Consider the following 11639-nt stretch of genomic DNA (forward strand, 5'->3'; position numbering starts at 1 on the left):
AATTGTTGATTGCGATCCCTCAATCGTTACGCGGTCGCTGTGTCGGTCAATGCCGATTTCACCTGATGGCCGGGGCATTCGGAGACAATCTGTACATTGTAAACGAAGGTGCCGGCGTTGAGGCAAACTTTTGCGTTCTCCATGTCAATTCCGCAAGGGCGGGCATGCAGGCATGTGGTACAGTTCTTTGTCATAGGATTTCCTCCTGTCCGTGGTCTGTGCGAAACAGACGCCATTGTTCTTAGTTCTGTTATATATCAGTTAGGTTGGTTTTGTCAAATACAGAATTGTGAATTTTTGTGAAACCTGTATTTTTCTCCGTTATAATAGATCGTAAATGACTGATTCCATGGGGTGACCGGATTGAAGTTCACGAAGATGCACGGGCTTGGCAACAACTACATCTATGTAAACCTTTTTGAAGAGAGACTCCGTGAAGAAGAACTGGCTGATTTGGCCGTTCGCGTAAGCAACGTCAACACGGGAATCGGATCGGATGGCATGATTCTGATCGGTCCTTCCGAACGGGCTGATTTTCGCATGCGCGTGTTCAACAACGACGGATCGGAAGCGAAGAACTGCGGCAACGGACTGCGCATGGTGGCCAAATACGTATACGACCGGGGGCTGACTGATAAAGATCAGTTTCAGATTGAAACCCTTGGCGGCCTGGTGGAAGCGAAGATCCAGACCGGAAGCGACGGCAAGGTAGAGGAGGTTACCGTTGACATGGGCCCTCCCCGGCTATTGAAAAAGGATCTGCCAATGCTGGGTGATCCTGAATCCAAAACGATCTCTGAAACTATCGATGTGGATGGAGTCCCCTATACGATTACAGCTGTCTCCATGGGCAATCCCCATGCGGTCATTTTTGTCGATGATATAACGCAGGTGGACGTGGCGGCTGTCGGACCCGCGATCGAGTTTCATCCTCTTTTTCCCGAACGGGTGAATGTGGAGTTTATCCAGGTCGTAGGCCGCGGAGAAATCATCTTTCGGGTGTGGGAGCGGGGATCCGGTATTACGCAGGCCTGCGGAACCGGTGCGTGCGCGGCAGCAGTTGCCGGTATCCTGAACGCCCGCTTGGACCGCAAGGTCCTGGTACATCTTCTGGGTGGCGATCTGGTGATCGAGTGGAAGGAAGACGGTCATGTCTATATGACAGGACCGGCCGAGTATGTCTGTGACGGTGTATATTACGGATAAGCACAACGAAGAACCGCTGGACAAGGAGGAAAGTATGAACGGAGAACGATCGGTCAAAGCGCTGCTTTGGGCCGTGATAGTCATCTGGGGGTTGAATGTGGTTATGATCAAGTTCTTGGTCGGCCACTTTCCTCCCGTAACCCTGGCCGCAATGCGCATTGGAGCCGCGACTTTTCTGCTGCTGGCCTTATTGCTGTCGAAACGTCTTCTGCAAAAGATTTCGGCAAAGGCCTGGCTGTATATCATAGGTGCTGGCATTTCCGGCATCTTCCTGCACCAGATTACATTGGGTATGGGGCTGCAAACGGCAAACGCCTCCACAGGTTCGCTGATTCTTGGATTGAACCCTTTGGTGACCGGTATTCTGGCTTATCTGCTGTTCAGGGAACCGTTCACCTGGAACCGGATTCTTGGAGTGCTGCTGGGGTTTGTCGGGGTATTACTGGTGGTTGCAGGGGACTCGATGCTGGAAGGAACAGGTGGGCTGTTTCAATTCGGCCGAGGGGAATGGCTGGTGGTATTGGCCATGCTGACCTATGTGTTTGCCGGTTTGTTTGTGAAAAAAGCGGCCGAAACCGTTCCCGTACTGCTCATTACCGCTTACATGCACATGGTGGGCACCGTTTGCCTGACAGTTGCGGCATTGTTTGAAGTTGGGGTGCAAGGGGCGGTATCTTGGCCTACAGATTGGTTCGTCTGGGCGGTTCTCCTCTTCTCCGGCTGGGTGGCAACCGGCTTGTGCTCCATCTGGTGGAATAGTGGAATCAGCAGAATCGGGGCGGGGCGGACGGCGATGTATCTTAACGGCATGCCGGTGGCAAGTTTAGTGTTTGCCGTGTTGCTGCTGGGAGAAAAGTTAATCGGGATTCATGCCCTGGGCTTCCTTACCGTATTCGCTGGCATCTATCTGGGAACCATGACGAGAAAAAAGGCAGTTGCGTCAATTCCTCAAACTCTTCCATCCAAGGGAGGGTGTGCATGAACTTTGGGCAGACTAGTTGAAGAGTGGATTGTCAGGGGGAGTAAAACATGGCCGCCGTATGGGAATTAATCAAGAAAGGTAACACTTCATCAGCTGCGGCAGCTGTTGGGAACACGGTTCTTGCTGCAATCAAAGGTTTTGCCGCCGCAGTCAGCGGAAGCGGCCCGATGTTTGCCTCCGCCATGCATTCAGTTGCAGACGCCATAAATCAGGGGTTTGTGTTTGCCGGCAGCGTGTTGGCGGAACGAAGGCCCACTCGCCGCTTTCCAACGGGGTTTGGCCGGGTCATTAACATTTTCTGTATGGTAGCCGTCATCGTGGTTACCATTATGGCCTATGAGACCATCCGGGAAGGAATTCATCTGGTCCGACATCCGGTGGAAGCGGGCGGGGTTTGGCTGAACGTTTTGATTCTGGCCATCGCCATAGCCATTGACGGTTACATTCTGGCCAAGGCCATGAAGGAGATTGTCTTGGAAACGCGAATCAATACAAGGGGATTTGGAATTGTGGCAGGAGCTTTCCGCCATGTGGGACGGGCTGCTCCGCCAACCCGTTTGGTGTTTTATGAGGACCTGGTGGCGACAACCGGCGCCTTCTTGGCTCTGTTTGGCGTCACTTTGTCCCATTTTACCGAGCTTGATGTACTGGATGGAATTGTGACCATCCTGATTGGCTGTTTGATGGTGGGAGTTGCGTTCAGGGTTGGATACGACAGCATGGTCGGTCTGATCGGGGTCGCAGCACCGCGCGAAATTGAAGAAAAAGTTGCAACTATCATCCTGTCGGATTCCGATGTGACAGATATAAACAAACTGCGCATCACGCAGGAAGGCCGATTTTATCATGTGGAAAGCTATATTGAATTGCGCCCGGGCCTTGCACTGGCAGATGCGGACGACATCAAATTTCGAGTGCGGGACAGGTTGTTGGCAGACCCCGACATCGCCGATGTCACATTGGGAATTCTGGAAGACAACGGCATAAGGGACTGGACGCCCGACAAACCGGAGGAACTGGAGTAGGATGATGACCATTCGCAAAGCGGCAGTCTTGATTATACTGGGGGCAGTGGTTTTACTGCTTGTCCCTTACAGCATTCCACTGATTCTGGCATTGTTGACGGCCATGATGCTGGAACCGCTGGTTTTGTTTTTGATTCGCAATCTGAAGGTCAATCGGGGGATTGCGGTCACAATTTCATTTGTTCTGTTTTTTGCCTTTTTCGGCTATGGAGGGTATTGGCTTGGGACGAAACTGATCGTGCAGGCAGTGGCCCTGGCCCAGCACTTGCCCGCATTTTCCGCAAGACTGTTTGAATCGGCGGAGAAATACATATGGATGTGGCAGACTTATTACGCGTCACTGCCGGCGGAGACGGTTCGAACCATTCAGCAGGTCATTGGGGGACTTAAGAATTCGGCAGTAAATGCTGCTTCAAGTCTGGCGGAATGGGTGGTTCGGTCCGTAGCCGCCTTACCCGGATTGTTCCTGATCTCTATCGTATATCTGATCGGACTTTTCTTGATCAGTCTGGATCTTCCCAGGATCCGTGTGGGGTTTTTTCGCATGTTTACCCCCTCGGCAAGGGAAAAGGTTGAACTGATTATGACGCAGCTCGGTCGTGCAACTGTCGGTTTTTTGCAGGCGCAGTTTATTCTAAGTCTTCTTACTTATATACTGGCATTAGTCGGACTTCTCATCCTGCAAGTGAAATATGCGGCAGTTATTGCGTTCTTGATTGTAATTGTCGACATTCTCCCGATTCTTGGCACCGGTTCTTTTCTGGTCCCTTGGGCGGTATACAGTTTTATGAAGGGTAATCCGCATCTGGCAATCGGGTTGGTGGTCCTTTTCCTTGTCATTACAGTGATTCGACGTATCATTGAGCCAAAGATTCTGGGCTCAAGTCTTGGCATCAGTGCATTGGCCGCGTTGACCAGCATGTATTTGGGATTCCAACTGATCGGTTTCTTCGGTCTCATCCTGGGGCCGGCTGTCGTCATCGTGATCGAAGCTCTCCGGAAGGCCGGCTTCCTGAAATTTAAGATTGACTTTTAACACAGGGAGGATTCTTATGGAACTGAATCTGACAGCCAAGACCGGGCATGATACACCTGATGAGTTTGCATCCTTGTCCGCAGTCGTTATTGACGGAGATACGGTATTTGTGGATAACGGCGCGATTCATGGCAAAAGCCGGGTGGAACGGGGGATCCGGTTTGGAGCTTCGAGCCCCGATCAGATCCCTGACGGACGGCGCGTTGTTGTCGTTTGGGTCACTTTGAAAAAAGGGGAGGCCGGCATGGGCTTCAACGGGGTTTGTGCCGCTATTCCCTTCCGGATTGACGCGGAAGCAAAACTTGGATACAAAAACCTGCCCGATCAGGTGAACAAGATGGGGGATGCCATGAAAGGCGCCGTCAAGCTGGATACCCTTGAACCTGAAGAAGTGGCCAGGCTGGGGAATTTCCTGAAAGAGTTTCGAGGCGGCGAGTTGTGGAACAACACCCGCCCGGAAGTTCGGGAGGCGTTTGGCGAATAACAGAACCTGCCTAAGCAAGTCGCCAAGGGGTGGCTTGCAATTTTTTTCTTTCATGCAGGATACGCTTCTGATATACTACTTGCTGTATGTTTAGGAAGCCCAATGTGGTTCTTCCGTCCGGGCGACATCCTGTTTGGTGAAAGGTTGGGAGGTTGAAATGAATAAACAAGAACAAGAGCGCACACCTTTGTTCACTGCGCTGCTGGAACATGCAAAGAGAGATCCGATTCAGTTTCACATTCCGGGTCACAAGAAGGGCAGCGGAATGGCCAGGGAATTCCGTGACTTCGTTGGACCCAACGCACTTTCGATAGACTTGATCAATATCACGCCGCTTGATGATCTGCACAGTCCGCGGGGAATTATCAAAGAAGCACAGGAACTGGCGGCCAAAGCTTTCGGCGCTGATTATACATTTTTTACTGTTCAGGGAACAACGGGTGCCATCATCACCATGATCATGTCTGTGGTTGGACCGGGAGACAAGATTCTGGTGCCCCGCAACGTTCATAAGTCGGTTTCGGCAGCCATCATTCTGTCCGGGGCCGAACCGGTGTTCATGCACCCGGAACTGGATCCGAAACTGGGGATTGCTCACGGAGTCTCTTACGACACTGTGCGGCAAACACTGGACGAGCACCCGGACGCCAAAGGACTGCTGTTGATCAACCCTACATATTTCGGGATCTCGTGCGACCTGAAGCGAATTGTTGATTTGGCACATGAACGGGGGATTCCGGTTGTTGTTGACGAAGCCCACGGCGTCCACATCCACTTCCATGAGAAATTGCCCCTGTCCGCCATGCAGGCCGGTGCCGACATGGCAGCAACTTCGGTGCACAAGTTGGGCGGTTCGATGACCCAAAGCTCGGTTTTGAACGTCAAAGAGGGATTGGTCAATGTCGATCATGTGCAGGCGATTCTGTCCATGCTCACTACAACCTCCACTTCCTACCTGTTGCTTGCGTCATTGGACGTGGCCCGGAAGAACCTGGCCATTCATGGCCGCGAATTGATTGATGAAGCGATCAAAATGGCCGAATATGCAAGGGAAGAGATCAACAAGATCGAGGGCCTTTACTGTTTTGGCAGGGAAATTCTGCACAACTCGTCCGTTTATGATATGGACCCGCTGAAATTGACGGTTTCCGTAAAGGATTTGGGGATTTCGGGGTATGACGTGGAAAGGATACTGCGGGAAGAATTCAACATTGAGGTGGAACTGTCCGACCTTTACAATATCCTTTGTATTGTGACGGTTGGAGATACACAAGAAAATGTTGACGCATTGATAATTGCCTTGAGAAGAATTGCCGAACGGCACGTATATCAAACCGGGAAACCAATCATTCAAGTGCATCTGCCGGAAATGCCGAAGCTGGCCATGTCACCTCGACAAGCGTTCTATTCACAAACGGAAATGGTCAAATTTGATGAGGCAGTCGGCCGGACTTTCGCGGAAATGGTCATGGTCTATCCGCCGGGGATTCCCATATTGCTGCCGGGCGAAATCATTACAAAAGAAAACATCGAATACATTCGCGAACACATGGAAGCGGGGTTGCCGGTCCAAGGGCCGGATGACCCGAATATTGAGTACGTGAAGGTTGTAAAAGGGTAAACTGAATTTCATTGTCACCGTCTTGATGGACGGTGGCATTTTTCCTTCCAGCAAGTTCCTAATGACTCTCCATAATCACCTTGGTAAAATGGTCAGGAATTTGGCCGAATCGCACTCCGGTTGCACAGCAATACCGGATGGCGTACGGAGGAACCAATTATGGGGTGAATGCGGCCTGCATACCGGGAGGAATTGCAGATCGCCGGGAACCTTCTCCCGAACCCGTCAGCTAACTTCGGAGGCTTGGAAGGGGTTATATCAAATGAATAGCATGTGGAAGTTGGCGGCTGGTGCTGTCGCAGCCGGCGTGATTGCCGCTGGTTCGCTTGTCTGCAGCAGTTTCGCGGCATGTCGGGTGGACACAGTTCTTCCGCCACATCCCAAAAGGTACAGCCCGAACCACAGAAAAAGACACCCGTGCAACCTGCCGCAGCCGGAACAACAATCACAATGAAAGCAACTGCTTACGGCCCTGACAACATTAACTGGAAGTATGGCGGGAAGACGTACTCTGGAACAACTGTAAGGCAAGGAGTCATAGCAGTGGACCCCAATGTAATTCCGCTGGGAACCCGTGTTTGGGTCTCGGGATACAAGCATCTGAATCTTCCGGCCAATGGCTTCATGGCTGTAGCTGAAGACATCGGCGGGGCGATTCGCGGAAACCGCATTGACATCTTTATTAACGCAGATGCACAAAGTGTTCGCAACTTCGGATTCCAAAATGTACAAGTGAAGATTCTCAAGTAAACCGGGAAGCGATCCGTATCCATTGGATCGGGTAGCCTCCTACCCTTCGGGGAGGGAGACTTTTTTGTACAAAAAAAATCCCGGTTATGCGCCGGGTTTTTTAGGTGGTAATCCTACTGATCTGGACAACTGGTAGTTGATGTATTGATTTAAGCTAACGTTTTCTTCCTTGGCCTTTTCGGCAAGAATACGGTGCAGGGACTTCGGGACCCGAACGTTGAACTTGCCGGAGTATTCTTCTGATTCCCGTTCTGGTTCCGAAATTTCTAATCCATCCTCTAAGGCAATTTCTAGCCAAGATACTTTTGCATCCTCAATCATCTTTATTGCCTCTTCCACAGTTTCTCCCTGACTTATGCAACCAGGAAGTTCCGGGATGGAAACAGCATAGCCCCCCTCCGGTGCAGGATGTAGAACGATTCGGTACGGAAGGCTCAAGTAGTAATCCAAGTCTTTATTCATCCTCAAATTCCCCCTCAAGAACTTTAATTGCTTCTTCTACATAAACGGATAAAATGTGCGGCTGCCGGTAAGGAACCGTTACTGGTTTGGATCCTGCTTTTCGGTACACATAATGACTCGATCCACGCCTCGGTTGCCGTCTTTCAAAACCAGCTTTTACGAGAAGTTTGTCCAACTCCTCAAATCGCACCTGTTTGGGATTATTCTTGATCTTCTGCCAAAGCTTTTCAAGTTTGCTCATCACGTACCTCACCTTTGATCTTATAGTACCGTATATAGTGGCAAATATGCAAGGTGGAGATAGAAAAACTTTTCACCAAACTTCGCCAAAGGATTCGACAAGCCCTCTCTCGTACTCTTAGGTATACTTTTATATTTGTATACTTCTGAGGTGGGGAATGTGGAAAACAGAATTCTTTGAGATCCTTGACGGCAGGCCTGCTACCTGGCTTACCAATAAATTGGGAGTACCAAGAACAACAATCAACAATTACTAAAAGGTAGACCTCCTCGTCTGGATCATGCTTATGCTATTGCAAGAGCCTTAGGGGTAACTGTCTACGAAGTATGGCCTGACTTAGCTTTTTGAGTCAGGTCTTTTTTATTTATGTCATGAATTGTAATATTTTCCTGGTCTCTGGATACCCTATCATGTTGAGCAGATGTCCGCTTTCAGTTGCCTTGGGAGGAATTGGATTGAAACTTTCAATGAAAAAATGGGCTTTATGTATGGCAGTTTTGCTGTCGATTCTCTTGTTTGGGACTCCGGCATTCGCCTTGCAACCAGACGAGAACCAAGCAACGGTTGTGATCCTTCCAGGGCTCACATGGGAAACCTTGTCCCCGGCGATCACTCCAAATTTGTGCAGGATGATCGATACTGGCGGGGCGGCCAATATGGTTCTTCCCTTTCGAGGCGGTGAAGATTCCGGTGAACGGGCCATCATGACCGGAACCGGAAACCACATAAGCAGCCAAACCATGCTCGAACAAGTTACGGCTTCAGGTGGTCGGGTTGCATCCATCCTGAAACAGTCAGGCGGAACTGCAGTTTACACAGAGTACTTGGCGGTTCGGGATAGGGCCAATCTGGTTATTGTGCGAAATGCCGAATTTACACGGCTTGCCGCTCAAAGAATGACCATGACCCCGGAGGAGTTCAGGAACCGGTACATGCTTGCGTTGGCAGATGCTGACCGATTAATCGGGAAATTACTGGAGAATGCCGATTATAAGCATCTGCTGATTGTTGTAAACCCGGTCTCATTTGCCGATGTTGGCTTGGGTGTCCCCTCTGCCGGTATAGTTCTGATGAACGGGAGCGATATTCTTCCGAACTCGTTGCTTTCGTCAAACAGCACCCGCCATCTCGGATTGGTCACTTCGTATGATATAGCACCGACCGTACTGTCTTTTCTTGGCATGAAAAGTTACATAAAAGGCGGATTGGGTCAAGTAATAGGTTCATTGCCGATTTCTGAACCCAACCAGGTCGAAGTGATGAATCAGATCAAGCATCTGGCTGAATTAAACCGCAGTCGTCCTTTCATGGTAAAGGGATATGTTGGCGCAGTGATCGGGCTCTTGCTTTTGACGATCATTTCCCGGGTAAAGGGGAAACCCAAACAAGAATGGTTGGATCGTTTATTGCCCATTCTCCTGGCATTCCCGGCAATCTACCTTGTACTGCCGCTTGCGAATGCTTCCTCAACTCAGGAGATGATCATGAATTTGTTGCTCATAACGGCCTTGGTTTGGACAGGGTTATCCTTGATCCGAACAGTTCGTGCACGGCTGCTCCTGATATCCTGCAGTTCCGTATTCCTTATCATGTTTGATATGTTGCAGCAAGGTCAGTGGGCCAAAGAATCTTGGATGGGATACGATTTGCTTAACGGAGCCCGCTTTTATGGGATGGGCAACGAGTATATGGGGATCCTTATAGGTGCCTCGTTACTCGCATATTTCCTCCTGATGGAACGGTATCCTCTCAGGCAAAAACTTATAAAAACATCCGGTTTGCTGCTGTTTGCAGGAATTGTATTTCTGCTGGCGGCTCCGCAATTTGGCACCAATGCGGGCGGCGCTTTGGCTGCCGGACTTGTCTACACCTACACTGTACTCTCAGGTATGGAAAACAAAAGCGGACATTTCAGATGGATATGGGTACTGTCAGGAGTTGCTACTACCCTGGGAATCCTGTTGTTCCTAAACCTTATGATCTCTCCTGAGGAATTCAGCCACATTGGAAGGGCCGCATCGCTGATGATGCAGGGGGACATGACGGAAGTGTTTTCCATGATCCTGCGAAAAATGGCACTCAACTGGAGACTGTTGGGTGTTTCCATCTGGGGATTGATGTTTGCGGCGGTATTGGGAGTCCTGCTGCTGCAACTGAAGAAACCCGATATCATAAAAACGGCACCGGGGCAGTTTCCTGGCCGTTATACAACTAGCTTCCTTGTTGGGGGAGCAGCCGTATTTTTGCTCAATGATTCAGGGGTATTGGCGGCAGCCGGATTGATGCTTCACGCCGCAGTTCCGATTCTTGCCCAACTGCCGCCTGTTGAAAGTCTGGTGACGGATGCGGCGATACAGGATGAATTGGCGGGAGAACGAACATCCTGACTGCAAATCATTTCAAGGGGGATCAGCCATGTCAGATCCGGATCATGATTATATTGATGTCGATGAGGAGCATTTTCTGGATTGGATTCGGCATCTTTCCAGCGAATCGCCCTTTGACGATTTGTTTAGTGAAGAACGGTACGGGGTTGAACCGGGTCCGCACGGAGAATAGCGTCACTCGACGTAGATCATCTTGATGGTCATGCCTCCATCTATAACCAGTTGTTGGCCCGTTATGAAAGAAGAGTCGTGGGAGGCAAGGAACAGACAAGCGTTTGCTACATCATCAGGTTGTCCGACACGTCCGGCCGGATGCTGGGCATGATCCTCGGGACGCAGGGGTTCGTCCGTCAGGTGAATCCAACCAGGCAAGATGGCGTTGACACGTATAATCGGACCAAGAGAGTTGGCCAATGCACGGGTGAGAGAGAGCAGTCCTCCTTTTGAGGCGGCATAAGCCTCATTCCCCGGTTCTGTCATGAGGGCGCGGGTAGACGAAATATTGATGATCGACCCGCTGCCCGCTTGTCTCATCAAAGGAGCGGCAGCCTGTGAACACAAGAAGGGGCCTCGCAGATTGACGTTCATAGTTTCATCCCAGGTTTCAACCGTTGTCTCCTCAAGCGGAGCAAACCGGGAGATCCCTGCATTGTTAACCAGAACATGCAATTGTCCGTAGTGATTCTCTGTCCAATCCATCAACTTTCGAATGGAAAGCGGATCTGCAACATCCGTTTCAACGAAATGAGCTTTGCCACCCAGACCAAGTATGTGGGCTTCCGTTTGCCGGCCGAGTTCCAATGAACGTTCCGCGAGGATGACGACAGCCCCTTCGCGTGCCAACGCTTCAGCGACAGCACGACCAATTCCCCGGCCGACACCGGTAACAATCGTGATGAAATTGTGCAAACGCATGAGCAGCAACACCTTTTCCTTTTGTGGGGTAGAACTTGTCAACGACTGGAAAGATACTCCTGCCACACTTTCCGGTAAGGATTGGGCAGGACTTCCGGATCCTCTTCCTCATCCAAAACAGTATGCTTAACGTCTTCATCCCACGAATCGGAACAGATAAAGTACACCAGCATTCCTGTAACAATCAGGAACTGAAGTATCAACAGGACAATCAACCACATATGCATCGGCAATCCCTCCCCGGTCTTCCTAGTGTACAGAATGATGGGAAACGATATTACGGCAGATTTTGTTTTGTAAGAATATTCTATACGCGCCTTATACTCTTGTCAGTATAAATTTTTCATTATCCATTTCCGAACATGATCATCTTTTACAGGGTGAACAAACAGAAACTTTCTTTTTTTAACTGCATTTTTTACTTCTTTCGTACTTAGTTTAGTTTCCATGCGCCGGGTCTAAACCCACCGGCTTTAGCCGGTCAGCTTCCAGCGCGTTGACAGTGTACCAGAGCACCTCTAACATAAAGT

Annotated in this window: 15 protein-coding genes and 1 riboswitch; of the genes, 10 read left to right on the plus strand and 5 right to left on the minus strand. The window is 50.2% G+C overall.

What is annotated here, in order from left to right; all coding sequences use genetic code 11:
* Positions 1 to 26: 26 nt before the first annotated feature.
* The gene (locus EFBL_RS20395) at positions 27 to 194 is read right to left on the minus strand and encodes a hypothetical protein (protein WP_165912556.1); all 168 of its coding nucleotides are present in this window, start codon (positions 192 to 194) and stop codon (positions 27 to 29) included.
* A 160-nt stretch (positions 195 to 354) separates the two neighbouring features.
* Between EFBL_RS20395 and dapF the strand changes: the two genes are divergently transcribed.
* The 8 genes from dapF (at position 355) to EFBL_RS20855 (ending at position 7104) form a co-directional block, all read left to right on the plus strand.
* Positions 355 to 1206: a diaminopimelate epimerase gene (gene dapF / locus EFBL_RS01175; protein WP_131927709.1), complete on the plus strand. Its 852-nt coding sequence runs from the start codon at positions 355 to 357 to the stop codon at positions 1204 to 1206.
* Between the two features lie 34 nt (positions 1207 to 1240).
* Positions 1241 to 2188, plus strand: a complete 948-nt coding sequence (locus tag EFBL_RS01180; RefSeq protein ID WP_165912557.1) for a DMT family transporter — start codon at positions 1241 to 1243, stop codon at positions 2186 to 2188.
* A 47-nt stretch (positions 2189 to 2235) separates the two neighbouring features.
* Complete coding sequence (locus EFBL_RS01185; protein ID WP_096180316.1) at positions 2236 to 3213, plus strand: cation diffusion facilitator family transporter; 978 nt, start codon at positions 2236 to 2238, stop codon at positions 3211 to 3213.
* A gap of 1 nt (position 3214) precedes the next feature.
* The gene (gene ytvI, locus EFBL_RS01190) at positions 3215 to 4249 is read left to right on the plus strand and encodes a sporulation integral membrane protein YtvI (protein WP_231705638.1); all 1035 of its coding nucleotides are present in this window, start codon (positions 3215 to 3217) and stop codon (positions 4247 to 4249) included.
* A gap of 16 nt (positions 4250 to 4265) precedes the next feature.
* Positions 4266 to 4733 carry a YwhD family protein gene (locus tag EFBL_RS01195; protein WP_096180317.1) on the plus strand — a complete coding sequence of 156 codons (468 nt, stop codon included), beginning with the start codon at positions 4266 to 4268 and terminating at the stop codon, positions 4731 to 4733.
* 157 nt (positions 4734 to 4890) lie between these two features.
* Positions 4891 to 6354: an aminotransferase class I/II-fold pyridoxal phosphate-dependent enzyme gene (locus EFBL_RS01200; protein WP_096180318.1), complete on the plus strand. Its 1464-nt coding sequence runs from the start codon at positions 4891 to 4893 to the stop codon at positions 6352 to 6354.
* 92 nt (positions 6355 to 6446) lie between these two features.
* A riboswitch (cyclic di-AMP (ydaO/yuaA leader) is annotated at positions 6447 to 6613 on the plus strand.
* Between the two features lie 3 nt (positions 6614 to 6616).
* Entirely contained in the window at positions 6617 to 6808 is a 192-nt protein-coding gene (locus tag EFBL_RS20850) for a hypothetical protein (protein ID WP_207907588.1), read from the plus strand.
* An 89-nt stretch (positions 6809 to 6897) separates the two neighbouring features.
* Complete coding sequence (locus tag EFBL_RS20855; protein ID WP_207907589.1) at positions 6898 to 7104, plus strand: 3D domain-containing protein; 207 nt, start codon at positions 6898 to 6900, stop codon at positions 7102 to 7104.
* A gap of 84 nt (positions 7105 to 7188) precedes the next feature.
* Here the strand turns inward: EFBL_RS20855 and EFBL_RS01210 are convergent, their stop codons facing one another.
* Both EFBL_RS01210 and EFBL_RS01215 read right to left on the minus strand, forming a co-directional pair.
* Entirely contained in the window at positions 7189 to 7566 is a 378-nt protein-coding gene (locus EFBL_RS01210) for a type II toxin-antitoxin system HicB family antitoxin (protein ID WP_096180320.1), read from the minus strand.
* A complete protein-coding gene (locus tag EFBL_RS01215; protein ID WP_096180321.1) occupies positions 7559 to 7807 on the minus strand; it encodes a type II toxin-antitoxin system HicA family toxin in 249 nt (82 codons plus the stop codon). The genes EFBL_RS01210 and EFBL_RS01215 overlap by 8 nt, the downstream gene beginning before the upstream one ends.
* A gap of 455 nt (positions 7808 to 8262) precedes the next feature.
* Here EFBL_RS01215 and EFBL_RS01220 point away from each other — a divergent pair, with 455 nt between their 5' ends.
* Together EFBL_RS01220 and EFBL_RS20400 are read left to right on the plus strand one after the other, a co-directional pair.
* A complete protein-coding gene (locus EFBL_RS01220) occupies positions 8263 to 10194 on the plus strand; it encodes a hypothetical protein (RefSeq protein WP_096180322.1) in 1932 nt (643 codons plus the stop codon).
* 28 nt (positions 10195 to 10222) lie between these two features.
* Positions 10223 to 10366 (plus strand): hypothetical protein, encoded by a 144-nt coding sequence (locus EFBL_RS20400; protein WP_165912558.1) that lies wholly within the window; start codon positions 10223 to 10225, stop codon positions 10364 to 10366.
* Positions 10367 to 10368: 2 nt separating this feature from the next.
* Here EFBL_RS20400 and EFBL_RS01225 read toward each other — a convergent pair whose 3' ends face one another.
* Entirely contained in the window at positions 10369 to 11109 is a 741-nt protein-coding gene (locus EFBL_RS01225; RefSeq protein WP_096180327.1) for an SDR family NAD(P)-dependent oxidoreductase, read from the minus strand.
* A gap of 38 nt (positions 11110 to 11147) precedes the next feature.
* Positions 11148 to 11336 (minus strand): hypothetical protein, encoded by a 189-nt coding sequence (locus EFBL_RS01230; protein ID WP_096180323.1) that lies wholly within the window; start codon positions 11334 to 11336, stop codon positions 11148 to 11150.
* Positions 11337 to 11639 lie beyond the last annotated feature (303 nt).

It is taken from the genome of Effusibacillus lacus (genome assembly GCF_002335525.1).
Taxonomy (GTDB): domain Bacteria; phylum Bacillota; class Bacilli; order Tumebacillales; family Effusibacillaceae; genus Effusibacillus; species Effusibacillus lacus.